The 25,664-nt window shown below is 63.9% G+C and carries 19 protein-coding genes and 1 pseudogene; 3 read left to right on the top strand and 17 right to left on the bottom strand.

Features of this window, described 5'->3' with window-relative positions; all coding sequences use genetic code 11:
- Positions 1-5: 5 nt before the first annotated feature.
- From ACYCAX_RS25140 to ACYCAX_RS25105, 8 genes are all read right to left on the bottom strand, one after another.
- Positions 6-1,154, bottom strand: coding sequence for a thiolase C-terminal domain-containing protein (locus tag ACYCAX_RS25140; protein ID WP_460249107.1), 1,149 nt, complete (start codon positions 1,152-1,154; stop codon positions 6-8).
- 198 nt (positions 1,155-1,352) lie between these two features.
- On the bottom strand, positions 1,353-3,995 hold the full coding sequence (locus ACYCAX_RS25135; protein ID WP_460249106.1) for a helix-turn-helix transcriptional regulator: 2,643 nt from the start codon (positions 3,993-3,995) through the stop codon (positions 1,353-1,355).
- Positions 3,996-4,483: 488 nt separating this feature from the next.
- Positions 4,484-5,278: an SDR family NAD(P)-dependent oxidoreductase gene (locus ACYCAX_RS25130; RefSeq protein ID WP_294971829.1), complete on the bottom strand. Its 795-nt coding sequence runs from the start codon at positions 5,276-5,278 to the stop codon at positions 4,484-4,486.
- Positions 5,279-5,360: 82 nt separating this feature from the next.
- Positions 5,361-5,609 (bottom strand): hypothetical protein, encoded by a 249-nt coding sequence (locus tag ACYCAX_RS25125; RefSeq protein WP_294971832.1) that lies wholly within the window; start codon positions 5,607-5,609, stop codon positions 5,361-5,363.
- A gap of 14 nt (positions 5,610-5,623) precedes the next feature.
- Positions 5,624-6,862, bottom strand: coding sequence for a thiolase family protein (locus tag ACYCAX_RS25120; RefSeq protein WP_294971835.1), 1,239 nt, complete (start codon positions 6,860-6,862; stop codon positions 5,624-5,626).
- A 9-nt stretch (positions 6,863-6,871) separates the two neighbouring features.
- The gene (locus ACYCAX_RS25115) at positions 6,872-8,443 is read right to left on the bottom strand and encodes an AMP-binding protein (RefSeq protein WP_460249105.1); all 1,572 of its coding nucleotides are present in this window, start codon (positions 8,441-8,443) and stop codon (positions 6,872-6,874) included.
- Between the two features lie 58 nt (positions 8,444-8,501).
- The gene (locus ACYCAX_RS25110; RefSeq protein WP_294971841.1) at positions 8,502-9,632 is read right to left on the bottom strand and encodes a saccharopine dehydrogenase family protein; all 1,131 of its coding nucleotides are present in this window, start codon (positions 9,630-9,632) and stop codon (positions 8,502-8,504) included.
- Positions 9,633-9,666: 34 nt separating this feature from the next.
- The gene (locus tag ACYCAX_RS25105; protein ID WP_294971843.1) at positions 9,667-10,947 is read right to left on the bottom strand and encodes an acyl-CoA dehydrogenase family protein; all 1,281 of its coding nucleotides are present in this window, start codon (positions 10,945-10,947) and stop codon (positions 9,667-9,669) included.
- Here ACYCAX_RS25105 and ACYCAX_RS25100 point away from each other — a divergent pair.
- On the top strand, positions 10,946-11,941 hold the full coding sequence (locus tag ACYCAX_RS25100; RefSeq protein ID WP_294971847.1) for a helix-turn-helix domain-containing protein: 996 nt from the start codon (positions 10,946-10,948) through the stop codon (positions 11,939-11,941). The genes ACYCAX_RS25105 and ACYCAX_RS25100 overlap by 2 nt on opposite strands.
- 143 nt (positions 11,942-12,084) lie before the next feature.
- Here ACYCAX_RS25100 and ACYCAX_RS25095 read toward each other — a convergent pair whose 3' ends face one another.
- From ACYCAX_RS25095 to ACYCAX_RS25055, 9 genes and pseudogenes are all read right to left on the bottom strand, one after another.
- Positions 12,085-13,656, bottom strand: coding sequence for a DUF1254 domain-containing protein (locus ACYCAX_RS25095; RefSeq protein ID WP_294971851.1), 1,572 nt, complete (start codon positions 13,654-13,656; stop codon positions 12,085-12,087).
- 406 nt (positions 13,657-14,062) lie between these two features.
- The gene (locus ACYCAX_RS25090) at positions 14,063-16,615 is read right to left on the bottom strand and encodes a LuxR C-terminal-related transcriptional regulator (protein ID WP_460249104.1); all 2,553 of its coding nucleotides are present in this window, start codon (positions 16,613-16,615) and stop codon (positions 14,063-14,065) included.
- A gap of 324 nt (positions 16,616-16,939) precedes the next feature.
- A complete protein-coding gene (locus tag ACYCAX_RS25085) occupies positions 16,940-17,476 on the bottom strand; it encodes a PqiC family protein (protein ID WP_294971857.1) in 537 nt (178 codons plus the stop codon).
- Positions 17,477-17,505: 29 nt separating this feature from the next.
- Complete coding sequence (locus ACYCAX_RS25080) at positions 17,506-19,155, bottom strand: PqiB family protein (RefSeq protein WP_460249103.1); 1,650 nt, start codon at positions 19,153-19,155, stop codon at positions 17,506-17,508.
- Positions 19,136-19,417 (bottom strand): annotated as a pseudogene (locus ACYCAX_RS25075) (paraquat-inducible protein A); the annotation flags it as partial. The gene ACYCAX_RS25080 and the pseudogene ACYCAX_RS25075, both read right to left, overlap by 20 nt.
- A gap of 6 nt (positions 19,418-19,423) precedes the next feature.
- On the bottom strand, positions 19,424-19,888 hold the full coding sequence (locus ACYCAX_RS25070) for a glycine zipper 2TM domain-containing protein (protein WP_294971865.1): 465 nt from the start codon (positions 19,886-19,888) through the stop codon (positions 19,424-19,426).
- Positions 19,889-20,168: 280 nt separating this feature from the next.
- On the bottom strand, positions 20,169-21,578 hold the full coding sequence (locus ACYCAX_RS25065) for a DUF1254 domain-containing protein (protein WP_015477682.1): 1,410 nt from the start codon (positions 21,576-21,578) through the stop codon (positions 20,169-20,171).
- A gap of 126 nt (positions 21,579-21,704) precedes the next feature.
- Entirely contained in the window at positions 21,705-22,367 is a 663-nt protein-coding gene (locus tag ACYCAX_RS25060) for a DUF3313 domain-containing protein (protein ID WP_015477683.1), read from the bottom strand.
- Positions 22,368-22,507: 140 nt separating this feature from the next.
- Positions 22,508-23,794 carry an OmpP1/FadL family transporter gene (locus ACYCAX_RS25055; protein WP_460249102.1) on the bottom strand — a complete coding sequence of 429 codons (1,287 nt, stop codon included), beginning with the start codon at positions 23,792-23,794 and terminating at the stop codon, positions 22,508-22,510.
- Positions 23,795-24,027: 233 nt separating this feature from the next.
- Between ACYCAX_RS25055 and ACYCAX_RS25050 the strand changes: the two genes are divergently transcribed.
- Both ACYCAX_RS25050 and ACYCAX_RS25045 read left to right on the top strand, forming a co-directional pair.
- The gene (locus ACYCAX_RS25050) at positions 24,028-25,107 is read left to right on the top strand and encodes an AraC family transcriptional regulator (protein ID WP_015477685.1); all 1,080 of its coding nucleotides are present in this window, start codon (positions 24,028-24,030) and stop codon (positions 25,105-25,107) included.
- Positions 25,108-25,247: 140 nt separating this feature from the next.
- Positions 25,248-25,637 (top strand): hypothetical protein, encoded by a 390-nt coding sequence (locus ACYCAX_RS25045; RefSeq protein ID WP_460249101.1) that lies wholly within the window; start codon positions 25,248-25,250, stop codon positions 25,635-25,637.
- Positions 25,638-25,664: the final 27 nt, after the last annotated feature.

Genomic DNA, 25,664 nt, shown 5'->3' with positions numbered 1-25,664 from the left:
TGCCCTCAATCCCTCTGGAGAATCGTGATCGAGACCGAACGCCCGACAGCGGCGCTGTGCTGAAGCCCTATCCGTGAGCCGGGAACCTGCCGCCCCCCCGCTTCCCCACGCAGTTGGCGAACCAGTTCCGCCAGTTGCGCCAGGGCGCTGACTCCAGGCACCAGGCCGCCGCCCAGCAGCCCTCCCGAAGGACAAACCATCGGTTTGCTCCTCTGCCTGAACGTGAAATCACTCATCTGCGTCTCCTCGCACAGGCCGATGGCCGAGGCGAAGACCAGGAAATCGCCGACGCTCTGGTCATGCAGCTCGACCACGTCGAGCTCCTCGACGCCGATGCCCGCCTGGGCGTAGGCCTGGGCGGCGGCGCGACGCGTCGCCGCCCGGCCCAGCACGTCCAGGACATTGCCCGCCGCCAGCTCACAGAGCAGGTCGTTGCTGCGGGTACTGGCCAGGATGGCCACCCCGCGGCGCATGCCGTAACGATCCGCGAAGCTCTCCGAACACAGCAGGATCGCGGCGGCGCCGGAGGCTGGCGGGCACAGGTAGGGCGGTAGCCAACCCTCCCGCGCAGGTGCGTCGGGCAGGCCGCCGGGAACGAGCCTGGCGCGGGTCCTGGCCTGCTCCAGCACACGCTCGAAGCAGCGCTCGGTGACGCCCATCCGGGCCTGCAGCCATTGCACCTGCGCGGCATACAAGGCGGCGGGATGATCGCGCCGAGCGACCATCGCCAGTGGGTCATCACGGCGCAGCAGGTCGCTCCAGTCATCGTCGGGAAACGCGTCGAGGCCGAAGAGCATCCGGCTGGAGATACCGTCGTGCATGTCCTCGAACCCCAGGACCAGGACCGCCTCGGCGTCACCGCCCAGGATGCTGTTGCGCGCCAGATGCACTGCCGTGCTGGGCGACACCCCGCCATCGCGTATGCAGAAGGTCGGGATACCGGACAGGCCGATCTGCAGCAGCACCTGCTCGCCGATACCGACCCGGGTGTTCACGCTGGAGACGAAGACCTGGTCGATCAGGTCGTTGTCGATACGTGCATCCTCCAGCGCGGCCCGTACCGCCTGCCCCGCCAGCCCATGCAAAGGACGTCGAACGCTCAACGGAACAAAGGGTGTTACCCCTACCCCAGCGATCAGCACGCGTTCCGCCATACCCGTTCTCCCAGCCCCGGACAGCCCCGGGCACTCAATCATTGGGGAAACGGTATTGGCCTGAAGGCGAGCGCACCCCCCCATCGCCTGGGGGGACGGCACGGTTTTGCTGTCGGAGGGGGGGCGCTGGACCGTGGGCGAATCAGGGGGGAACGCCGCCAGCACGACTCTCGACCGGGCGCCGACGCGGAGGGAGAACTAGCGGCTCGCTTCCAGGATTCCCAGCATGTAGGCGCGATCCACCACATGCCGACGCGTGCCCGCCTGGAATTTGCCGAAGAGGTTCTTCAAGTGCCACTTGACGGTCTCCTCGCCGACATTGAGGGCGAGCGCAATCTGCTTATTGGAGAGCTTCTGAGCCAGCAGCTGCAGGACCTCCTGCTCCTTGGGCGTCAACAGCCGACTGGGTGCCACTTTCGTCACCGGCCCGCAGGTGGCGGGCTCGGCCTCGGGCGCTCTCGGCGTCGAAGCGGCCGTTTCCACCGACGGGGTCCAGCGCACCAGTGCCGGGTGGGTGTCCAGCAGCACACGGCGCAGGCCGTATTCCTCCGCCAGGCTGTGGGCCTCGCGCAGGCTCGCCTGGCCACCCCCCTCCAACTCCTGAAGGGCCAGGGCCTTGAACAGCAGGGCCTGGACCCGCTCACGGCCACGCCACATCCTGCTCGCAAGTTCGTGGAGTTCGGCGGCGCAGGCCAGCAGTTCCGGCCAGGCGCGTTGAGCCTGCAATACATAGGCCCGAGCGACACCGGTATGCAGGCGCAGCTCCGGCGCCAACAGGCTCCCAGGATCATCAAAGCATCGAGGAATCACCTCCTCGAGCCGCCGCCAGAGCATCTGGCAGGTATCCGCCCGACCCAGCAACGCGTGCATGCGTATCTGCTCGCCCAGCGAGACGATGCGGAATCGCGGCACGTCCCGCTCATCCCCGAGCGCGTACAGTGCCTCGAGCAGATCATGGCTGCGGCGAGCCTGCCCCTGTATGCCGGCCAGTCGGGCCGCCGTGAGAAAACCGAAGACGATCGCATCGGGGCTGGCCAGCCGCTCGATCACGTCCAGTCGGTTCGCCAGCACGGTGGTTGCCTCGTCGAGTTCGTCGCGCTCCAGCAGCACCGCCGCCAGCGAGCAGGCGAGCAGCGTGGCCACCGAGCTGCGCCGCCCTATGTCCTGTTCGGCACGCAGCAGGGTACTGCCCAGCGACTCCGCCGCCGGCAACATGCGCCCCTCCCACAGGTAAGTAACGCCTATCACCCATTCGGCGAAGCCGCGGATGGCATCCAGGCCTTCCGTCCAGCTGAACTGCGGTGCCTTGCGGCAAATGCGTCGCGCCACTTCCGGCTGGCCACGGAACAGCGCCAGACGAGCCTGGCTGTTGGCGACGATGGCCTGCACCTTGACCGAGCTCTTGGGCGGAGACTCGATCCAGCGTCCGATGATCGCTTGTGACTCATCCGGCCTATCGCAGAAATAGGCCGCCGCGCAAGCGATAGCCGCAGCTTCGCAGCTGGCCTCCTCATCGATCGACGGGTCCGACTGCAGCTTGGCGATCAGGCACCTGGCCTGCTCCGCGCGGTCACTCATCGCCAGAGCCCAGGCCGCTGCCAGGCACATGCGCGGGCGCGACTCCAGCTCTTTCGAAGGAATCTCGCTTATCCATTCGATGACACGACCGAACTGGCCACGCAGCATGATCTCGTAAAGGCACTGCTCGACCATGTCGTAGGCCTGTGCCGGCATGTCCGCACTCAGGTAGTGACGCGCGGACTCCTCGAAGAAACCATTCGCTTGCAGCCATGCGCCAGCCCGCCGGTTCAGTTCGTAGCGCTGCGCAGGTGCAAGCAGGGCCACTCTCTGCTGGAGAAACTCGCGGGCCAACGGATGGATGCGCACCCAGTCGCTGCCCAACCCCTCGGAGAAGATCGGCGTGCTGGCACACAGCTCCGCCAGCATCTCCCCTGCTCGTGGATTGTCAGTCAGCGCGATGCACAAGTCCGGGTGCAGGGTTTCCGGCAAGGCGATGCAGGTGAGAAAGTCGACCTGATCCGGCTGCAGCCTCTCCACCAGGCTATCGACGAAGTAGCGTTGGACATCTCCGGTACAGGCCCGGAGTTCACGGATGGCATGCTCAGGCCCGGAGCCCCTCTCGATGGCCGCCACCGCAAGCTGCAGCCCCAGCGGCCAGCCTTCGGTCAGTTCATGCAGGAGGACCTTGAGGTCGATATCGAGGCCCTCGCCGAAACGACTGCCGAGTACCGCCACGGTTTCATCCACGCGAAAACGCAGGGTCTCCAGGCCCAGCCCGAGGTAGATGCCCCGGGCCTGCAGCTCGGAGGCCTGCAGGTTGAGGCGACGGCGCGAGGCCATCAGCACCCGCAGGTTCGCAGGCGCGTTGTGCAGGAGATAGCTCAAGGCGCCCCGGATAGTGGCGTCAGGCAGTACGTCGACTTCATCGAGCAGAAGCGCCACCTCGCCCCCCAGATCGGCCACCTCCGCCAGCCACTCCGTCAAGTCGCCGAAGGCATCGCGCAGGCTCATGGCCTGATTGGCAGAGCAGGCGAAGACCTGTCGGCCGCTGGCCACCAGCATGGCCGCCGCCAACCCACGGACGAAGCGCACGCTGTCGTCGCGGCCATCCAGCGTCAGCCAGGCGACCACGGCGCCGCGAGAAAGGAGTTCCCGGCGCCACTGGGCCAGCAGCCAGGTCTTGCCGAACCCGGCCGGAGCATGCACCGATATCGCCCTGCGCAAGGCCAGCTCTTGCGCCTCCAGACTCAGGCGCCGGCGGCAAAAGGCGGTCCTCTGGTGCCTCGGTGGCGTGGTCTTGAGTACCAGCTCGGGCTCCATTCTCTCCACGTGCAGCACCTCCGTAAGGGAAAGCCAGGCGCCTTCCGGCATCGTCGCTTGTATCGACAGTCCGCCAGGCGGGAAACATTGCCTTGGTTTCCGGCGAGGACAGGGTGGCGAATTGCTCACGGCATCGGCTTGCGCAGCTGCGAGTCGTGATGTGCGGCAGCTCGCGGCACTCTCCGCCCTGATCGTGGGGCCCCGTTCACCACGGGACAGGCTCGGAGTCGTGCTCCCAGGCTCAGTCCGCCCGGCGGTGGTGCGGAGAGATCGTGCCGGACGACCCGGCAAGTCTGGCCAGGCTACCGGTCAGCATAAACTGTCCCGCCCGCCTAACGGAAACTCCCCCCCCCGCAAGACCGTCCCGCGCGCCGAGGGTCAGTCCGGAGACGCGGGTGATGGCGGCTATCGTCTTATGACCGGGTGTGCGGCAGGCCTCTCGGGATGGGGCCGCCGTTGGCGTCACCCAACCCACTGCGCCGGGCTCATCAACCCAGCCAGCGAAGAATGGCCGGATAGGCGTTAGGCAGCAGCCGTACCAGCCAGAACGTGGTACGCGACAGATGACCGGTGAGAATGCGCTTCTTCCCTTTGCGCAACCCCACAATGATGTCCGTCGCGCATTGCTCCGGAGGCGTCACCAGGAGCTTGTGCGCCTTGTCCGCAAATATTCCTTCCAGCTCCCCGGCCAATTTCACTCGCCGCCCCGCGCGCTCGATATTGGTTCTGATACCGCCCGGGTGTACGCAGACTGCACGAACGCCCGTCCCCCTGAGCTCCTGCCAGAGGCACTCGGTCAGGCCACGCACCGCGAACTTGGACATGTTGTAAGCGCTTTGGCAGGGGTAGGCGAACAGGCCGAAAATACTGGAAATATTGACGATGCAGCCTTCAGCCTGCCGCAGCAGCATCGGCAGAAACGCCTTGGTCCCGTAGAGCACACCGTAGAGGTTGATGTTCAACTGCCATTCGTACTCATCGATACCGGTATTGGCCACGGATCCCACAACGGTCGCGCCGGCATTGTTGATCACGTAATGGACTGCGCCAAAATCGCGCAGTACCTCATCGGCATGGGCGAATACCGCGTCCCGGGCAGAGACGTCCAGCAGGTAGGCGCGCGCATCGGCGCCCGGCGCCAGTTGCGTCAGGGTTTCCTCCAGACCCGCGGCATTGATGTCGGATAGCGCGAGCCGGGCGCCGACCTCGGCGAACTGCACCGCCAGTGCCCGGCCTATTCCGGAGCCGGCTCCGGTGATCACTACAACCTTGTTCTCGAACATGCTCGTCACTCCAGGACTGGACTGTGCGCAGACAGGCCGTATGGCCACCCGCGATCTCAGGGGCACCGCGCCCCCGCACGAATCACCGCTGACGCAGCGGCCACCAGTGCAGGAAGCCGAACAACAGCGTCAGCAGCAGGCTCACCGGCAATGCTCCCGGGTAACGTCGCACATGGCGGAACATGACCAGAGCTTCCAGCAGATGGGCACCGAGCAGAATGACGGCTGCGTAGCGCAACGGCGCTTCGGCCCCGAACGGCAATGGCGTGAACAGACCGATGAGCGCCAGCAGGTACACGGCCAAACAGCCGGTTTTCAAGAGCTTGTTCATAGACTCCCCTTCCTCTACCTGCTCAGAATGTGAATGGCCAGCGCTGCTTCCTCGATACCCTGCAGGCCGCCGCCGTTTTCCTGGATCGCATGGCGCGCACCCTCTACCTGGCGCCCGCCCGCCTCCCCGCGCAATTGCGTCACCAGTTCGTACAACTGGCCGATGCCGGTGGCGCCCAGCGGATGCCCCTTGGACTCCAGGCCACCGGAGGTATTGATGGGAATGCGCCCACCCAGGGTGAAGTCGCCGCGTTCCGCCGCCGGCCCTCCCTCGCCCAGGGGCGCCAGGCCCAGGTTTTCCGCCTGGATGATCTCGCCCATGGCGGAGGCGTCGTGGACCTCGGCCACGTGCATGTCCTCCGGCCCCAGGCCGGCCATCTCGTAGGCGAGATCGGCGGCCCGCCGCCCCACATGCAGCTCTGGCCTTTCCAACGGCCGATGGCTGAAGCTCTGGATCACGCTGGCGGCCACCTTGACGCAACGGCTGCGATCGGCACCGATGCGCTTGAGCCCCTCTTCCGAGCACAGGATCACCGCGGCTGCGCCGTCGGATAGCGGCGCACACATGGGCAACGTGATGGGATAGGTAATGGAGGGAGCTGAGAGGACTTCCTCGATGCTCAACGGCTTACGGAACTGGGAGTGGGGATTGTGCACCGAGTGGCCGTGGTTCTTGGCGGACACGGCAGCTATCTGCCGCTGGGTCGTGCCGAAGGTCTTCATGTGGAAGCGGCACATGGCGGCATAGATGGCCATGAACTTGCTGTAGGGCCTGTCCGACTCCGAACCCTCCGGGATCGCCACGCCCTCCCCCATCTGCACCAGGGTCCGGTAGTTTTCCTCCACCCGCGACACATCCCAGCCACCCTCGAAGATGGCGAAGGCTTTCGCCTTGTCAGGGATATTCATCTTCTCCGCCCCCAGCGCCAGGACCACGTCCGCGGCACCGGCCTTCAGGCTCTGTACGGCCAGGTTGACCGCGGAGCTTGCGGAGGCACAGGCATTTTCCACATTGAAGATGGGGATACTGTGGAGGCCGATCTTGCTGAAGATCACCTGGCCGGGAATGGAGATCTGCCCCTGCAACAGACCGTTGGTCATGCCCGAGTAATAGGCCATCTCCATGTCCCTGGCGCTGCAGCCGGCATCCTTCAGCGCGCCCCGTAGAGCCTCGCCGGCCAGATCTTCGAGGCTGCGCTCCAGGTGCCGGCCGAACACCGTCATGGCGATCCCGGCGATATAGATTGTGCTCATGGCGTTTTCCTAGATCTTGCGTTGGTTGGCGGTCCAGTAGCGGGCGCGCAGGTCTTTCTTCAGCACCTTGCCCACCGGACTACGCGGCAGGGCATCGACGAAGTCCACGCTCTTGGGCGTCTTCACCGAGCCGAGTTTTTCCTTGCACAGGGCGATAAGCGCTTGCGCGCTGATCTCCTGGCCGGCATTGAGCTCCACCACGGCCTTCACCGCCTCGCCCCACTGCTCGTCGGGCACACCGATCACTGCGCAGTCCTGTACCGCCGGGTGGCTCCACAGCACCTGCTCCACCTCGCTCGGATAGACGTTGAATCCGCCCGAGATGATCATGTCCTTCTTGCGGTCGGTGATATGCAGGTAGCCTTCTGCGTCGATATGACCGATGTCGCCGGTGTGCAGCCAACCGTTGACGACAGTCTCGGCGGTCTTCTCCGGGGCGAAGTAGTAGCCCTTCATCACCAGGTCGCCACGCACGCAAATTTCGCCCGTCTCGCCCTGGGCCAGGATTTCGTGGTTGTCGTCCATGATTTCGCAGCGGATCAGCGGGCTCGGTCGGCCCACCGACGACAGGCGCTCGTCGGAAGCGATCCGGCCTTCGCTGTCAAAGTGCTCGTCCGGACGCAGGAAGGCGATGGATGCAGGCGCTTCGGTCTGGCCATAGCCGCCCATCATCACCGGGCCGAACGTCTCGATGGCCAGCTTGAGCTTTTCCACCGACATGGGCGCAGCGCCATACATGAAGTACTTGAGGGATGAGAAATCCACGCTTTCCTTCAAACCCGGGATGTCCAGCAGGCGATAGATCACAGTGGGAGGCAGGAACAGCTCGGTAACCCGGTGGCAGGGAATGGCACCGAGCAGCAACGCAGGATCCGGTTTGGTCACCACCACCACGGTGCCCCCCAGCGCAGTGCAGGGCAACGACAGCAGGCCGGCGGTATGGGTCATGGGGGCCGCCGCCAGGTTGACCGGACGCTCGTTGCCGACGTAACCGCAGCTCATCATGAAATGCGCGCAGAAGGTCTGCGCGCTGCGGTGAGTGTTCATCACTCCCTTGGGGACGCCGGTGGTGCCGCCGGTGGCGGAGAGCATGATCACGTCGTCCGGATCCACCGGCACTGCTGGCTTGCTGGCGGGATGGCGCTCCACCCAAAGGTTCAGTGAAATGCTGCCGGCCACTTCCGGCGCCTCGCCGTCGATACAGATCCAGCGCACCACTTTCGGCAAGCTCGCCTGCAGCCTGGCGATGGTGCTGGCGAAAGCCTGCTGGAAAAACAGCACCTCGCAATCGAAGGCGTCCAGCACATACTGGTTTTCCGCCGCCGAGTTGCGCGCGCCCACCGGAATCCAGCACAGGTTGGCACGCCACAGCCCCAGAGTGCAGGTCCAGGCGGTGACATCATTGCCCGCCCATACGGCGCCCTTGGCCTCCTTGGGAAAGCCCTCCGCCAGCAGGGCGTTGGCAATGCGGCAGGACAGTTCCCCCACCTCGTTGAAGCTGTAACGGCGGTCGTCCTGCACATAGGCGCAGCCCTGCGGGTTGACACGCCAGCCGCGGTCAAAGAAATCGATGATGGCCATGGGGCTCCTCGGAACAGGCATGGCTCCCGCTGGCGAGAGCCAAGTCCCTGACGGATGGTTACAACTGGGTGATGGTGGCGCGGGCCAGGCCGCGCTCTTCCAGGAAACCCAGCAGGTAGCGGTGGCCGAAGGCCTTGGAGCCGGAGGCGAAGCCCACCTTGCGGGTGTCGTTATCCAGCAGCCTGATCGCCGCCGCAGCCTGCAGTGCACCGGTCGCGATGTAAGGCGTGACGCCGTGCAACGTGGCGCGTACTGCGGCCATCTGGCCCCGGCCGATGGCGAAGTCCACGGTGCGCTGCAAGGTCGTGCGCTCACGCGGCGGCATCGCCGGGGTGGTGGAGTCGACGATCTGCTTGATCACCGCGTCCTGCTGCTCCCTGGGCAGGTGCTTGTATTCGGCATCCCATTTCGAGCCCAGCGCGTGCACGGTACGCATCACATCGTTGTCGTAAAAACCAACGCAGGAGGTGCAGGCGCGTACCCGCGGATCCTGCTGGAAATAGATCGGCAGGGAGGTGCCGCCCCAGGGCAGCGCAAACACCGGCTGCATGAGGTCCGGCGAGACGATGTTGAACGACGCGTCCCTGGCATGAGGCACCAGCTGGTTTTCCCAGAGGAAGCACTGCTCCTGGCGATACAGCTCGAAGATCGACGCGGTGGAGCCCACGGTCACACCGGCCGCCGCACGCGGACCACGAGCCAGGGCCGCGGTCTCCAGGGTATCGATACCCGGGGTTTCCAGCGCCAGCTCGGCAGCGATCTCCGAGAAGGTGTACATGTAGGCGATGGAGGGCGATACCAGCAGGCCCGCCTGGCGGTATAGCTCGCCGAACTCGTCGCGCACGGCGCGGATATAGCCCTGCTCGCCCGAGGTATCGATGTGGTGACAGCCCGCCCTGAGCGCGGCTTCCACGCTGACCAGGCCGAAGTTCACGAACGGCCCCACGGTGTTGCATACCACCTTGGCGCCGGTAAAGGCTTTGGTGAGTGCCTCCACACTGTGTTCGCACTCAATGATCTCGAAGGTGGCCGACTCCAGGCGCACGACCCTCTGGGCCATCATTTCCTTCACCCGAGCGGCATTGCGAGCCACGGCAGTGAAAGGAATATTCTGGTCGATCAACCAATCCATGATCAGCATGCCGGTGTAGCCACTGGCGCCATAAACAACTACGGGATACTTGGCCATTGCTTTCGCCTCTTGTGTTTATTCGGGTCCGAAATCAGTTCTGCGCCCAGCCTTCGGCGTAGAGTTGCTGGGCCAGCAACCCCAGCCGCATGGTGAGCACCCGGTTTTCGCCGTCTTCGATCAGTGCGGCGCGGGCGTCGCGGAACAGTTTTTCGATGGGGTACTCACGCGAAGTGCCGGCACCGCCGAACAGTTGCAGGGCCTCGTCGGCCACGCGCATGGCCTCCTCGGTGACCGTGACCTTGGCCGATGCGGTGGCGTAGGGATGGCTGCTGGGAGAAAGGCGTGCGTAAGCCAGCGAGCGGCGCGCCGTGGCGCGCGCCAGCTCCACCCGCCGCAGCATGTCGCCGAGGCGGTAGCGAGTCAGTTGATGATCGATCAGCAGGCGGCCGCCCTGCTTGCGCTCATGACAGTACTGCAACGCCATCTCGAAGGCGGCGCGCGCCAGCCCGGTGAACACCTGGGACATATGGGTCCCGGCATAGGACCAGGCGGAGGCCATATTGCCGTAGTACTCGTCCTGCAAGGCCACCGCGTAGCGCTTGGGCACCCGCACGTTGTCGAAGTAGATCTCGCCCTGCGGCAGAGCGCGCTGGCCAATCTTGTCCAACGGTCTGCCACGGGCCACACCCGGCAGATCCAGGGGAACGATCACGGCCATGCCATGGGGACGCCCATCCCGGGCGAAGAAGCCGTCACCGTAGTCGGCGCCGATGTAGCAGAGGGCGACCTGGGCCACGGCACCGTTGGACACCCACGCGGAGCACTGGCCGTTGATCAGGATATCGTCGCCGTGCAGCTGCCCCCACAGATTGCCCTTGTTGCCAGGCTGACCGGGGGCCCACTCGCGCGCCATGTCGAACACCTGCACGTCGCTGCCTTTGTCCGGCTGAGTGATCACCCAGCAGCCGATCTTGCCGCTGCACAGCCCCACCAACTCCTGGTTGCCAGTTGCCACCGCCATCTGCAACGGAAAGCCGGCCGCGCCGAGAGAAACGCCCAGACCGGCATCGCCCCAACCCAGCTCTTCGCCGATCAGGGACTCCACGCGAACGGCCATTTCCGGCGGCATTTCCGTGAGCAGTTCCGGGCTCAGCCCCAGCTTGGCGTACTCGGAGAAAACGCTGTAATAGGGAGAGCCGGGAGCAACCACCTCGTCAGTGCCCATCCTGTCCAGTTCGGCGCCCACGGGTCGTAGCACGTCACGGGCAAATCGGTGCACCGATGCCTGGATAGCAGCCTCCTCTTCGCTGAGCAGGGTCTCGAAGCCGGTGAGGCCAACGTGGGGCAGGGTCAATTGAGTTTTTAGCTGCATGCTGTTCGGCGCCTCGCGCTCATTGTTTTCACGGCAGCCATATTGGCCCCGCGTCGCGCTGGTGCCTTTCAGTAAATGCGCTTATCTTTATCAAAATCCGCTCATCGAGGAGGACAGGGATTTGCAACGACCTTACTGGCTGGCCGTACGCGAGGAGCTAGGGCAATCGCCCATCCTCGAGGGGTACATTCACGGTGAAGCGCCCCTGTTCGCGGAGCGCTACATGTACCAGACCATCGAGCGCACCGTTTCCGGGATCGAATGCACGGCGCTGATCAACCAGTTCGGTGGCGGCCCAGTCCATGAGGGCCAACAGGGTCACTGGCGCACCCAGAATCTGCCAACCCAGTCCATCCTGGTACCACGAGGCGTACCTACCCATTGGCACTACTCCGGCCCGGTGGACTTCGTGGTTTTCTATTTCCTGGACGGCAGCAGCGGCACCATGGCCAACCTGGAGCTTCTGGCCGAATCGCGCGGGCAACCGCTATCGTTCAGCGATCAACTGACAGGCGCAGCGGCGCAACAACTGGTGAGCGAACTCTATAAAGGCTCTGGTGCGGACCAAGTCTTCATGGGGCGACTGGCCAGCGTGATGCTGGAGCAAAGCTACCGGCTGCTGACCACCCCCGCCAGCGTCAACATCAGCCCACGCTACGCACACTTTTCGCGTCTGCAGGCCGTGCTGAATCATATCCACCAGAACCTGGCGAACGCCTTGTCGGTCGATGTCCTGGCCAGCTGTGCAGGTGTCAGCCAAGCGCATTTCCGACGCTTGTTTCAAGAGGCAGTGGGCATGCCCGTTCACCGCTATGTGCTAACGACGCGGCTCGAACAGGCCCGACGGCTGTTGACCCTATCGGAAATGCCCATCGCACACATTGCCCAGGAGTGCGGTTTCAGCAGCCAAAGTCATCTGACCGCCTGCTTCCGTTCGACTCATGCGGTAACGCCGGCACAGTTCCGTGCCCGACTCGCGGGTCGACGGCAGTAAGGCCCCCGCAGTGCGCCCCTGGCGCCCAGACGGCCGCGTAATTCGGAATTGACCCGATGCAGCTCAGGCTCACTACCGACACCGCGGGTACAGGTAAAGACTCGACCGCCGTCACCCGCCCTGCGTATTCAGGAAGACGGCTATCAGCCTGGCTTTGTCACCTCTTCGATTTCGCCAAGGCGCCAGGTTTGATCAAACCAAGGCTGGAGCGGACCGTAGAGTCGGAACAGTGTGTACCAAGCCTTTCCGGATACGGTCTGGATCCAGTTCGCTTCCTTGCCCTCCGGCGCCTGCGGGCCGAAATACAGGTCGACGGAGCCGTCTTCGTTGACTGACAGGTTGTCGCGCTTGTTGTTCTTGCTGGGGAACGTTTGTCCTGTTTGCAGCTCGGAACGGGTTTGCGGATCGTAGACAACGATGGACCAGAAGTCCTTGGCTGGGGCATTGGCAGGGATGCGCAGCCGGTAGGTCTTGCTGCCATCGAGGTAGCCCCCCTTGCTGTCAGCCACCGCATAGGCATACTGCGAGCCCTTCCCGAGCATCTTCAAAACCATGGCCGGTGTGTTCACCGTGGCCTGGTAGAAGAACAGCGTCCGCGCATCCAGGTTACGACCGCCCAGACCCTTGTCTGCCAGCCACCGGTAGTCACCCCCGATGAACGCATGGGTCCATGCGCTCCCCGGATAGAGCGGGGCATCCTTGAAACGTGGCCGGAAGCTGATCGCTCGGGCAGTCGCGTTGCCGATGGCGACCGCCTCGGTGAGGATCTTCTTCATCCGCTCATCCGGCGTGAAAGGCTTGCCCTTCTCGATGCCAATGGCAGCGAACAGACCACGGAGCTCAGGATCGAGCATCGACACCGGTTCGCGATCAATCACCGTATGAAGCTCTTCGTAGAACTTGAAATTGTTGGCGTGGATGGTGTTGATGAAGTGCCGTGAAGCACTGACGAACTCCATCTTCGGCGGGCTTTTCTTGCTGGACAGCGGGTAGACCTTTACACCGCTCTCGAACATCCCGGTTGCAGCATCGGGTTTGCCGTCCACCAAAAAGCCCCGCAGGATCAGCCAGTTAACATAACTCGTGGACTTGGAGACGAAGTACTTCTCACCTTCGACAACAGCCTCCATACCCCCAACCGGCGGATCCAGATCGCCCTCGTAATCGGGTGGCAGAATCAGGTATTTCCCTCCCTTGCCACGGTCGGGGCCAGGCGCCCCCATGTCGGTAACGAAGCGGAAGTAAGCATCGTTGACAGTACCGGGCCCCGATCCCGAAGGAATCTCGACCACTGTTGGCCCGTCCTTCTTGAGGTCGAGAAATACCGAGCAATACACCGTGTCGGTGTTGCCCGTCAGCATCAACGGCGCCGAATCCAGTAACTTGTCCATGATGAGTGCTTTGTTCGAAGCGTCCACTCCCATACTGAGGTGGCCAAGGCGCAGCGCTTCGACAGAGGTGGCCGGGATGCCGTTGAGGAAGGTTTCCACGCCACGCAGCAGGTCAAGGTTGTCGTACAGTTTCTCGACCGTCGACGCATCGGGCATTCCGTCGAAGAACCGCAAGGTGCCGAGCCGGGTCTCGACGCTGTCGGGTGTCATGACCTCATCGGGAATCCGATAGTTGTAACCCGGTGTCTTGTCCGGCGCCGCATCAGTTGACCCACCACTCAGCAGCACCAGCGCGGCCAAGCACATCCTATGTTTGGGCTTCATCGGGACTTGCTCCTTTTTTTTATTCTCTAGGTTGTTTGGCACGAGTTGCAAAGCCGATCCGGCATCACTGGCCAAGAAGATGTGGCGCGCCAGATACATCGCCGCATTGGCCGCCCCCACCCGCCATCACGAATATAGAACACCGTGGGTACCCGACACGCGCTACTGCGCCGGCACGGGTGTCCACGCCGTACACGACGCCCCGTCGGATCAGGCCGCAGTCGATACGCGTCGCCTTGAGCGGCGCCCACATCGCCGGGCATGCAATCAATGAAGAAACGGTATTGGCTTGAGGGCCTGAATACCCCCCCAAAGCCTGGGGGGACGGATTGATGTTGGTCGCGAAGGAACAGGACGGAGGAGCATCGGTAGGCACTGCCGCATCCGGCAAATGTGCGAGGGAAAACTAGCGGCCCGCCTCCAGGATTCCCAGCATGTAGGCGCGATCCACGACATGTCGGCGCGTTCCCGCCTGAAACTTGCCGAACAGATTCTTCAGGTGCCACTTCACGGTCTCTTCCCCAACGTGCAGCGCCAGAGCGATCTGCTTGTTGGAGAGGTTGCGGGCCAGCAGCTCCAGCACCTCCTGTTCCTTGGGTGTCAACAGCCCGCTCGGCGCGACTTTCGCTACCGCCACCGGACGCGGGACGGCCTCCGCCGGCAGCGCCTGCGGCGCTGCCCGGGACGGCTCGCCGCTCTCCAGCATTCGCAGCCAGCGGGCCAACAGCGGATGGGTGTCCAGCAGTACGCGGCGCATACCGAACTCTTGCGCCAGGCTCCTGGCCTCCAGCAGGCTCGCTTCGCCATCGAGTCCCATCTCGCGCAGCGCCAGTGCCTTGAGCAGCAGCGCCTGGACCCGCTCGCGCCCGCAGCGCATCCGGCCGGCCAACTCATGGATATCGGCCGTTACGCTCAACACCCCCTCCCAGTTCCCCTGCGCCAGCAGCGTATAGGCCCGCGCGATGCCGGCGTACAGGCGCAGCTCCGGTCCGAGGAGGCTGTCCGGATCATGGAAACAGGGTGGAATCGCGTCCTCCAGCCGCCGCCAGAGCAACTGGCAGGTATCGGCGCGCCCCTGTACCGCGTGCAAGCGGATCTGCTCGCCGAGCGAGACCATGCAGAAGCGTGGTATCTCCCGCTCCTCGCCGAGCGCATGCAGGGCTTCGAGCAGATCCTGGCAGCGATGGGGCTGACCTTGCAGGGTTGCCAGCCGGGCCGCCGTAACGAAACCGGCAACGATGGCATCGGGAGTGGCCAGGCATTCGACCCTGTCCATCCGATTGGCCAGCACAGTGGCCGCCTCGTCGGGCTCGTCCCGCTCCAGCAACACCGTCGCCAGGCTGCAGGCCAGCAGGATGGCCACCGAGCTGCGCCGACCGATGTCCCGCTCGGCGTGCAGCAAGGTGCCACGCAAGGCGTTCTCGGCCGGCACCAGGCGCCCTTCCCAAACGTAGGTCGTGGCCACCAGCCACTCGGCAAAGCCGCGAATGGCATCCAGCCCCACCGTCCAGTCGTATTGCGGCGCGCGCTGGCAGATGCGCCGTGCCACTTCCGGCTGGCCACGGAACAACGCCAGGCGTGCCTGCTGGTTCGCCACGATGGCCTGGACCTTGACCGAGCCCGCCGGCGGGCGCTCAGCCCAGGGACCGATGATGGCTTGCGACTCGTCCGGACGGTCGGCGAAGTAGGCCGCTGCGGAGGCGATGGCCGCGGCCTCGCAACTGTCGGCCTCACCGATCGACGGATCGCTCTGGAGCCTGGCAACCAGGTGCCCGGCCTGCGCCGAGCGATCGCTCATGGCCAGCGCCCAGGCTGCCGCCAGGCACAGGCGCGGACGCATCTCCACTTCCTCCGGGGGAAGCTCCGCGACCCACTCGATGACGCGGTTGAACTGACCGCGCAACATGATTTCGTACAGACATGGCTCGATCATGTCGTAGGCCTGCGCGGACCGCTCGGCACAGAGGTAATGGCGCGCGGCTTCCTCGAACAGGCCGTTGGCCTCCAGCCACGAGGCGGCCCGATGATGAAGTTCCTGTCGACGCTCCGGCGACAGCATCGCCACGCGCTGCTGGAGAAATTCACGGGCCAGCGGATGGACACGCACCCAGTCACTGCCCTGCCCTTCGACGAAGATCGGCGTGCTGGCGCATAGCTCAGCCAGCAGCTCTCCCGCACGCGGGTTGTCGGTCAGGACGATGCACAAGTCGGGGTGCAGGGTTTCCGGGACGGCGATGTTGATGAGGAAATCCACCTGTTCCGGCGCCAGGCGCGCCACCAGGCTATCGACGAAATACCGCTGGATATCACCTGTGCAGGCCTTCAGCTCCTGAACGGCGTGGGACGGACTGGTACTTCTTTCGATGGCCGCGATGGCGAGTTGCACGCCCAGGGGCCACCCTTCGGTGAGTTCATGCAGGATGACCTTGAGGTCGATGTCGAGGCCGTCGCCGAAGCGGCTGCCGAGCACCGCCACGGTTTCATCGACGCGAAAGCGCAAGGCCTCCAGGTTCAGCGCCAGAAACGCTCCCCGCGCCTGCATCTCGGCCGCCTGAAGATTGGGGCGGCGGCGAGAGGCCATCAGGACACGCAGGTTCGCGGGCGCGTTGTGCAGCAGGTAGGTCAGCGCATTGCGAATGACCTCATCGGGCAGCGCATCGACCTCATCGAGCATGAGGGTGACTTCGCATCCCAGGTCAGCCACTTCCGCCAGCCATTCGGTCAGGCAGCCCAGCGCATCGCGCCGGCTCATGGCCTGGCTGGCGGAGCTGGCGAAAGCCTGCCGTCCGCTGGCCACCAGCATCGCCGCAGCCAGTCCCTGGACGAAGCGTACGTCGTCGTCGCGCGCATCCAGGGTCAGCCAGGCGACCACGGCGCCCCTCGAGAGCAGTTCCCGGCGCCATTGGGCCAGCAGCCAGGTCTTGCCGAAGCCGGCTGGCGCATGGACGGAAATGGCCACTCGGGAGGCCATCTCCTCCATTTCAAGGCTCAGGCGCTCGCGTCGATAAGCCGTTTTCTGGCTCCTCGGCGGAGTCGTCTTGAGTACCAGTTCGGGCTCCATTCTTTCCACTGTGCTGCGCCTCAGGCAGGGGGAAGGGTTACATCGCACCTCGAAGTATCGTTCGAAGAGCCACCCATCCGCCAGCGAAGAAAAGCAGCCCCTCCCGCCGACCGCCAGCGCAAGCCACGAGCCACCCGCAGCCGGGGAAGACGCTGCAGGCTTATCGACAGGGCGGGGTTTCAGGTTGCAGGCGGGGGCTTGCGACAGGCGTGTCCGATCGGCTCAGGGGCGGGCACTTACCCCCTCTGCATTGGCACTCGCCACCAACGCGACCAGTTGGCTCAGGTTGGCCTGATACGCCACCAGCCCCTCCACACTGTTGTTCGAGGGGGGCTGCAGACGGCCGTGGCAGGACAGCGGCTTGGCCGCACCGGGTAGTTGCAGTTGCCAGCGGGCGTCCAGTAACGCGTATTGCCCCGGTACCGAATCGAAGCGCTGGACATCGATTTGCAACGACGAAATGGCGTGACCGCCCGCGGGCGAGCCCGGCTGGTCCTCCAGTGCGCTGCTGAATTCATCCGTCAGGTTGGCTCCCCGCCATTCGGTGTCGAGGATCGCCAGCCCACTGCTTCCCTGCCGGATGACGAGCTGCAAGCGGTCAACCCGGGGCGGCATCGACACACGTTCGACCCGTACCTGGCTGCCGGGGGAGGCGACTGGTTTGACGGGAACCAGGGTGTGGTAATGAATCGGCGCACTGCTGCATCCCCACAGCAGGGGGAACAAGCCTGCCAACAACCGCAAGGGCAACCTGGGCATCTGAACCTTCTCCTTAACCCAGCGCCATCTCAGGGCAGCAGGTTTTCCACATCCGCACTCCTGGAGCGACCACGGATGAGCGACTCGGGGTGTCGCCCAAGGTAGTCGGACAGATCGCGCAACGAACGCGACGTGCGGTCCAGCTCATCCAGCGTATCGCTGAGTTGCTGCCGTTGCGGCGAGTCTGCCGCCAGCGCCGAGTTGGCCGTGGCCAGTGTCTTGCGCACCTCGTCCAGCGTGCTGTTCACCCCGGGCAGGGTCTGACGGTTGAACTGCTTCAGGCTGCCTTGCAGCTCCCGGAGGTTGCCGTCGAGATTGTTGGCAATCCTCTCCAGCGGCAGCTTGCGAATGCGCTCCACGATTTCCTGCAACTGCTCCTGGAGCTTGTCGAGACTGCCCGCAATGGTCGGAATACGGATCGGGCGCGCAGTGGTATCGACGACGGCCGGCGTGGCATCGGGATAGAAGTCCAGGGAGATATAGAGCTGACCGGTCAGGAGGTTGCCGTTGCGAGCCTGGGCGCGCAGCCCGTGCTCGACGAAGCGGGCGACCAGACGGCTGGTGCCGGCGTCATCCTCCGGGGAGTGGTCGAGGGCCCTGAGTGTCTTCTGGTAGGCCGGCCCCAATCGTTGCGGGTAGATCACAGCATCGACCATGACCGGGAAACTCTGCTTCTTCTCGTCATAGTCCAACTGCACGGACGTGACCTTGCCGAACGCCATCCCCATGAACTCGACTGGTGCGCCAACCGCCAACCCGCGCATCGACTGGTCGAAGCGAAAACGCAGGTACTGCGCCTTGCCCGACGGCGGAGCGAGCGCACTGTCGCGATCGGCATACAGGTCGAACTCCTGGCACTGGGTCGCCACTGCCACGCCCTCGCTGCTCTCCGCCCCCTGCAGCACACCGAAGGCCAGGCCGCCTACCAGCAGGGCCGACAGGGACTCGGTATTGACCTTCAGGCCATTGGCATCGACGTTCACGTCCAGCCCGCTGGCATTCCAGAACCGGGTGTTGCGGGTGACGTAGCCATCGTTGGGCGCCTCGATGAAAATGCCGACATCCACCCCCTCGCCATCGGCACGCAGCGCATAGGAGACGACCTGTCCGACCGGGATCTTGCGGTAATAGATCGGTGAACCGATGTCCAGCGAGCCGAGATCGTCGGCATGCAGGATGAAGCTCGTCCCCTTGGCGCCGTAAGTGAGAGGCGGCGGCGCCTCCAGTCCCACGAAGCGCTTCGCCGGTACGCTCGACTGTCCGGAGTCGGCGCCGATGAAGCTGCCGGACAACAAGGTATCGACCCCGCTGACACCGCCCGCACCGATCCGCGGACGCACGACCCAGAACCTGGCATCGCGGGTCGCGAAGGCTTCCGCTTCCTTGTTGAGCCTTATAGTCGCGGTGACGCTGTTCCTGTCCTTGGCCAACTCCACCGCCTCGACCTCGCCAATCATGACGCTGCGGTATTTCACCTGGGTCTTGTGGGCGACCAGGCCTTCGCCGGTCCGGAAGGAAATTTCGATGGTCAGGCCCTGCCCCATCCAGTTGCGCACCACCAGCGACGCACCGACCAGCAGGGCGATCATGGGGACGATCCAGACCAGGGAAATGCTCCAGCGCCGGGTGACGACCTGCCCCGCCCCAGGGGGACCGAGCTCAGGAAACGGCTGTTGCATCGACAGGACCTCCGCTGTCCCAGATCAGTCGTGGATCGAAACTCATGGCGGACAGCATGGTGAGCACCACCACCAGGCCGAAGAACAGGATGCCGGCCCGCGGCTCGATGGTGCCCAGTTCGCGCAACCGCACCAGGGCCGCCACCAGCGCGACCACCAGTACATCAAGCATCGACCAGTAGCCGATCAGCTCGACCATCCGGTACAGCTGCGAGCGCTGCCGACGTGCCCAGGCGCTACGGCGCTGGGCCGTCACCAGCAGGGTGACTCACTCGTTCTGCGGCACCACCCGCGCACCCGCACCCTGTCCTTCGATGTACACCCGTTCGCCCTGGCGGAGCTCCGCGTTCACCGGCTGCGTAACCGAGACCAGCACGCCGCTCTTCATCCGCACGATCACCTGCTGGGCCTCTTGCGGCTTGTCGTAATGACGCCGCTCGGCATAGTTGCCACCCACACCACCGGCCAACGCTCCGGCGATCATCGCCACGTCACGCCCGGTGCCCCCTCCGACCAGGCTGCCCAGGGCCGCGCCGCCGATACCACCGAGGATCGCGCCCACACCGGTGTCATGGTTGGTCTGAACCTGGGTTTCGGTGAGCTGCTCCACCACCCCGGTGCGGATTTCCACTTCCCCGGGACCGCCATTGGCGCCGCCCGTATCCACGGAGGCGCAGCCACTCAGCGCACTGGCGAGGAGCCAGGCAAAGAATCCGTACTGGATGTGCTTCATCACAATCTCCTTGAAAGCCTGGGGTTCTCATGGGCCATCGGCAGGCGACGGCCGGTGGCACTACGCAACAGCGAAAGGTCGCTGGTTTCGGCGGGTGTAGCGGGACGCCCTCGGAAGTCCCGCCGCGCCATTACCTGGAGGCCAGCGTCTTGGGGTGGGCGATAACGCTCGGCACGCTGTCCTCGCGGTCACATCAGCGTCGGCCCGACTCTCAGCTCGTACCACTCCCGCGCGGCCTTGACCTCGACAGGCAAGCTGCCAGGGCCAAGGCTCCAGGGACTTACTCGGCACGCACGATCTGCGGAGGGGTCCAGCTACCGTCCAGAATCGAGGGGTTCTGCACTTTCGGCCAGTACATCCGCAGCATCGGCAGGAAGTCCCCCTTCGGGGCCGGCAGCCAGTTGGCTTCCTTGTCCTTGCCGGGCGACTCGTGTTGGAAGTACAGGGTCAGGGAACCATCGGCGTTGTACTTCAGGTCGTTGCGCGGGCTGACGGTGAACTTGTCCAGCGGGTTTGGCACGAACCACCAGCCTTGATCGATTTCATACATGGTGATGGACCAGAAACCATTCGCCGGCGGCGTCTTCCCCTTGGCGAAGGTCAGGGTATAACGGTTGGCGCCGTTGAGCTTCTGGCCGGCGCTGTCGATCGTGGTGTAGGGGTAGACGGCATCCTGCTCCACGTTCGCCGGCCATCCGAAGGCGGCCACCACGGCGCGTTTCATGTAGTGGGTGTCGTAGACGCCGAGACCCTTGGTGAAGGTCCAGCCATTGACCTTGCTGCCCAGGGTCGGCTGCCCCTCGCCGATTTCCTGCAGGGCGACCTTCGGCAGGTCGGCGAGTTTCGCCTGTAGCTCCGACGGCAAGGCACTGAGCTTGAACGGCTTGCAAGGAGCGATCCCCAGCTTGGCCATGCGCGCCAGGATCGGAGCATCTCCGGCCGCAGGCGGCGCGTCCTCGCACATCAGGTCTGCGAGCTTGTTGAAGTAGACCTCTGTGCTCATACCGAGAATCACATCCTGCGGCTTGGCAGTCATGCTGAAGCCCGGATTTGGGTCGACGGCCGGTGTCTTGGGCGTATAAGGCTTGCCCCAGGCCGACAGCGGGGTGATCTTCAATTTCGTCTGCAGGACATTGACCGCTGCGTAGTCCTTGTCGGTGCCATCGGCATAAGTCCGCCCCAGGATCAGCATCTTGCGTGTGGCCGATTTTATCTGGGTCATGCCCTCGGGCACCTTGCCCTCCCAACCCGGCCCGGTCAGCAGGTAATTGGCCGCGGCGCCACCGGTGGTGCGCGCGCCCGGTGAATGGAAGATGGTCATCCACAGGTCGTACATCGGCATCAGGTAGTAGCGCTTGCCCATGTCCGGCTGACTGAACACCTGCGGCTCGCTCAGGTCCACCCAGGCCATCGAATAGAGCGTGTCGGCGTTGGGCGCAGACACACCGCGAAAATCGGCCGGCGGATAACGCTGGATGTTGGCGAACTGTCCCATGGGCGCATGGGTGTTGCTCACTTTGTCCACGTTGGTCCGCTGCACACGCGTGACCTCGGTGGTCATCAGCGAATAACCGTAGACGTAGGCATCCTTGGCAATCTGCAGAAGCTCATCCGTTTCGGCGGCCGACGCCTGACCCAGTGACCCCAGGCCGATGGCAGCTGCCAGCAGGGTGGTTGAGGCAACTCTCATGTGCATTCTCCTTGGCTATGAGATGACTTTTCTTGTGCGCCCGGACTCCGGCGCGGATTGGATATCGACTCTCGATGCAAACTGGGCAGCGCCACTGCTTCGCACACGACGCGCGCCCTCGCCGAGCTAGCGGAACTTCATGACGTCGGTGGTGAGCTCATCGATGACCGGCTTGAGGTCGGCAAAATCAACGGCCTGCTTGTCATTGCTCAGCGTCTTCCCGAAGCCCTTGCGTACGACCCGGAGCACGGGCTTTCCGGTACTGGTGTCGATCAACTCCCCTTCCAGGAACAGCTCGGTGTTCTGGTCACGCTCGCCCGTTGCCGCCATCGCACCGGCCACCACCAGCGCCACCGGGATGACTTCGTAGGGCTTGAGTCCCTCGTTACTGGCGCTGACACCGGTAATCGCACCGCGGAATTCGAGTGTCCGAGGCCCGCTGGAGAAACCGACCAACTGGAACCGCTGCGACAGGGCCTCGCCCAGGCGGGCATTGGCGTACTCCAGCAGATCGTCGTAGGTCTGCTGCCCGATGCGGTCCGTCGTTTGTGGCGTGGGATAGAAGCGCAGCGGCTGGAAGATCAGCTTGTCGTAGTTGGCAACATTGAATGCGGGGTCCACCCAGCGCAGGGCCTTCTGGCCGCTCGCGGTATCGACGGATTCCAGGCCGTCGTAACTGGGCAGGAACCCTGAATATTGCGCCTGATCGACCGTTTTGCTGGTGCAGCCAGCCGTGAGCAGTACAACGGCAGCCGCGCCGCATGCGAACAGTGCCTTGGCCTTCTTCATACAATCTCCTTGTTGGACGCCAGGGTCCGGGACATCCCTGAATATGAATGCTTCAGTCAGTAGGTTGCGGCGGGCTCAGCGGCCGCCGGGTGTTGGGTACAGGCCCTGCCGGACAACCGGGCCCTTGCACGGCCGGAAGATCAGAACTTCCAGGTAGCGCTTGCGCTCAATGCCTGGATCCAGGCGTTATCGAACTCTCCGGATACGCGCTTGGGGTCGTTCAGCGGCAGTGACTTTTCCTGACTGACCGACATGTCCCCGAGCCAGACCAGCTCATAGCTCAGGTTTACATCGGTCTGCTTGTCCACGGCATAGGTCAGGCCCGTGCCCAGGCGCCGGTTCTCCGCCATCGGCACGGTGAGCGAACGCTTGTCGTCATCCACCGACGAGCTGTCGTAGGCGACGCCGGCACTCCACAGCCAGCGTGGATCGAAGCGGTACTGAGTGCCCACCGAGAGATGCCAGGTGTCCTTGTAATCCGCTTCGAGCGTCGCGGAGCGGGGAGTGTCGCTATCCAGGTCGACCCCCACCTCGCCAAACCGGGACCAGTCCTGCCAGTTGACGCTGGCCAGAAGCGCCCACTGCTCATCGAGCTGGTGGTAGAGGCTGAAGGTCAAAGTCTGCGGCACATTCATGTCGATGCGGGTGCTGGCGTCGAGAACCCCGCGATCGCGCAGCAACTGTGTCGTCAGCGGGCCAACGCCCTGGAGATCCAGGCCATCTTCGAATTCGACATCGATCTCGCTGGTATAACTCAGGCCCAGTCGGGTTCCCGAACGGGGTTCGTAGATCACGCCCAGATTGGCGCCGTACCCCCAGTCATGGTCCCGGTATTTCATTTGGCCGTCGGGGCGCTGGAGCCTTTCGAAAGGCGCGTTGTCCACCGCCATCTGACTGTCGAGCGTCGCGTAGAACGCGCGCAGGCCGATGCCGAACGCCCACTGCTCATCGAGGCGATAAGCCAGTGCCGGCATCAGCGTCATGCCGGTCAGCTCACCGTTCTGCAGGAAGTAGCGGCCGCTCCAGTCGTTGTCGTAGTTGAGGTTTAGACCGAAATCGCCATAGCTGGCGAATCCCACAGACCAGCCATTGCCGAGCTCCCGAGTGACAAACAGGCTCCCGCCCGGCGCCCAGTCCATCGCGTTGCCGCTGTTTCCGCCCGCGATATTGGTGCCGTCGTCCGTTTCAAAGTCCAGGTTGCCATGCAGCACCTGGGCACCCGCCGTGATCTGCGTACCGGACAGCCAGGCCATGCCGGCCACGTTGCTGGCCAGGGTGGACGGGCCCTGGGCGCGGGCAGCGGCACCCGCGTTCGCCAACCCAACGTTGTCCGTACCGATCTCGTAAAGCATCAGCCCACCCGCCAGCAACTGCTCAGGCACTGCCAGCAGAGCGACCGACACAGCCATGTAAACGCGTGAGTTCATCTCGTAATCCCTGACAAGGTTGGCATCCTCGGTCGCCACACGTACGAATCTACGGAGTCGTGGGCAGTCCTGCCCGGAGTACAGGTGGTATAGGCCTGCGGGTGACAAGTTGCCACCTCACTCTAGGGTTTCCTCCTACAAGGCACCTTGCAATTTCGGACAGCTCTGGAGAATTTTCTGGTCTAAGGTTTACCTTCATCACAAAAACAAACTACGGCAGGTAACGGTCACCCATGGCTGAGCGTGCGTTGGCCCCTTCCCCACTGATATTCAGCAATTCCGGCGAGGTGCGGACAGGCCCGGTGAAAAGCCTTCCTTACGTCATCAGCGCTCTGGGCGGAAACCCTGTTGGCGTCTTCGAGTCGGCCGACATCGACCTGGACAGGTTTGTCAACGACCGAGAACAGCGACTCGACTACAACCTGACCACCCAGCTGTTCTGCACGGCCATCCGGCAGACGGAGTGCCCCCATCTTGGGATACTGGTGGGCCGACGCTCCAGCCTCGACGACCTGGGGCCGGTGGGACAGCTCATGCGCTGTGCCGCCACGGCGGAAGAGGCTCTGCACGATCTGGTCGCGCATTCAAAGCTGCATGACCGCGGCGCCGCGCCGCTGTTCTTTCCATTGACTGGGCAACTCAGCCTGCTCGGCTATGTGATCCACCGCCACGATCTCGTCACTCCGAGGCCGCTCATCGATACAGCGATGATGGTCGGCGTCCGCGCCCTGCGGGAGCTCCTCGGCCCCGGCTGGACGCCCGTCCGCGCGCAACTGGCCTACCGCAAGCCCGAGGACTTTTCGGCCTATTCCCGTATGTTCCGCTGCCCGGTGCAGTTCAATGCGAACGTCTCTGGTCTGGTCATCCTCAATCAGCAACTGCGCCAGAAGCTCAAAACGGCCAACCCACGTCGCCATCAGCAACTGCGGGGCGCCATTGTTGCAGCCACCGCCGGCCTGACGACGTCGGAGCTGATCAGGCATCAACTGCATTCCCTACTGTTGGCCGGCGAGGCCCGGGCCGAGCAGATCGCTGAGCGTGTAGGGCTGCACATCCGAACCCTGCATCGACGTCTAGATGCCGAAGGGACCCATGTCCAACAACTCATTACCGAGACCAGGCGGAGTTTGGCGATGCAATTGCTCGCTCACACCAACCTGCCAGTATCCACGGTTGCGCAGTCGCTCCAGTACCAGGATCCCAACGCTTTCTCAAGGGCCTTCAAGCTATGGACCGGGATATCTCCACAACTATGGAGGAACACCTCGTCCCCGATATCAAACTCAGCAGCCCCCTTGATAACACCAGGCTGATCGGTGTCAGACGGGCGCCCGCAGAGATCGCCTTTGTTTTGGTGGCCACCGCTTATCAGAGGCAACAACCGGCCAACAGCGGACATTGTCGATGACTCGGAAACGCTATAGTCGCTGCTTACGCAAGGAGGCGTAACGTCATGCTCAATCCCTACTGCACTCCAGAAAGCACACAGAGAAACCCCGAGCAGCCAATGGGGAAACGGTCGTTGGGTAGGGCCTTCTGGCTGGTATTCATACCAGCGGCCGTTGCAGGGAACGCTCTCAGTGTTCTCGCCCTTATGGTGCTGAAGGCGATTGCAATCGAGTTGTCCATTCCCGCAACGACAGGCATCCGCATCCTCTCTTGGCTAGCTCTGTCGATCCCCTACCTGGGCACAGCTCTACTTGGCTTCCATGCAGTCCGGAAGTCAGCGCAGCCAAAGCGTCTTCCCTGGATGCGACCTATCGCGCTCAGCGTCGTAGGTATTTACGCACTTTGGGCGGCGTATATCACCGCCAGAGCATTTTTCGTGGCAAAGCTCGTCTAAGCCGGCCCGGAGGAAATGTCCGCCATG

The organism is Pseudomonas sp. MT3, assembly GCF_054720805.1.
This window is presented reverse-complemented; position numbering and strand designations above follow the sequence as displayed.

What these genes read in the sequence shown, in the direction of transcription:
- ACYCAX_RS25080 (WP_460249103.1), bottom strand. Translation starts at nt 19,155, where the DNA reads ATGCAACAGCCGTTTCCTGAGCTCGGTCCCCCTGGGGCGGGGCAGGTC.
- ACYCAX_RS25060 (WP_015477683.1), bottom strand. Translation starts at nt 22,367, where the DNA reads ATGAAGAAGGCCAAGGCACTGTTCGCATGCGGCGCGGCTGCCGTTGTA.
- ACYCAX_RS25045 (WP_460249101.1), top strand. Translation starts at nt 25,248, where the DNA reads ATGCTCAATCCCTACTGCACTCCAGAAAGCACACAGAGAAACCCCGAG.
- ACYCAX_RS25105 (WP_294971843.1), bottom strand. Translation starts at nt 10,947, where the DNA reads ATGCAGCTAAAAACTCAATTGACCCTGCCCCACGTTGGCCTCACCGGC.
- ACYCAX_RS25110 (WP_294971841.1), bottom strand. Translation starts at nt 9,632, where the DNA reads ATGGCCAAGTATCCCGTAGTTGTTTATGGCGCCAGTGGCTACACCGGC.
- ACYCAX_RS25130 (WP_294971829.1), bottom strand. Translation starts at nt 5,278, where the DNA reads ATGTTCGAGAACAAGGTTGTAGTGATCACCGGAGCCGGCTCCGGAATA.
- ACYCAX_RS25100 (WP_294971847.1), top strand. Translation starts at nt 10,946, where the DNA reads ATGCTGTTCGGCGCCTCGCGCTCATTGTTTTCACGGCAGCCATATTGG.
- ACYCAX_RS25135 (WP_460249106.1), bottom strand. Translation starts at nt 3,995, where the DNA reads ATGGAGCCCGAGCTGGTACTCAAGACCACGCCACCGAGGCACCAGAGG.
- ACYCAX_RS25125 (WP_294971832.1), bottom strand. Translation starts at nt 5,609, where the DNA reads ATGAACAAGCTCTTGAAAACCGGCTGTTTGGCCGTGTACCTGCTGGCG.
- ACYCAX_RS25070 (WP_294971865.1), bottom strand. Translation starts at nt 19,888, where the DNA reads ATGAAGCACATCCAGTACGGATTCTTTGCCTGGCTCCTCGCCAGTGCG.
- ACYCAX_RS25050 (WP_015477685.1), top strand. Translation starts at nt 24,028, where the DNA reads ATGGCTGAGCGTGCGTTGGCCCCTTCCCCACTGATATTCAGCAATTCC.
- ACYCAX_RS25120 (WP_294971835.1), bottom strand. Translation starts at nt 6,862, where the DNA reads ATGAGCACAATCTATATCGCCGGGATCGCCATGACGGTGTTCGGCCGG.
- ACYCAX_RS25065 (WP_015477682.1), bottom strand. Translation starts at nt 21,578, where the DNA reads ATGAGAGTTGCCTCAACCACCCTGCTGGCAGCTGCCATCGGCCTGGGG.
- ACYCAX_RS25095 (WP_294971851.1), bottom strand. Translation starts at nt 13,656, where the DNA reads ATGAAGCCCAAACATAGGATGTGCTTGGCCGCGCTGGTGCTGCTGAGT.
- ACYCAX_RS25140 (WP_460249107.1), bottom strand. Translation starts at nt 1,154, where the DNA reads ATGGCGGAACGCGTGCTGATCGCTGGGGTAGGGGTAACACCCTTTGTT.
- ACYCAX_RS25115 (WP_460249105.1), bottom strand. Translation starts at nt 8,443, where the DNA reads ATGGCCATCATCGATTTCTTTGACCGCGGCTGGCGTGTCAACCCGCAG.
- ACYCAX_RS25055 (WP_460249102.1), bottom strand. Translation starts at nt 23,794, where the DNA reads ATGAACTCACGCGTTTACATGGCTGTGTCGGTCGCTCTGCTGGCAGTG.
- ACYCAX_RS25085 (WP_294971857.1), bottom strand. Translation starts at nt 17,476, where the DNA reads ATGCCCAGGTTGCCCTTGCGGTTGTTGGCAGGCTTGTTCCCCCTGCTG.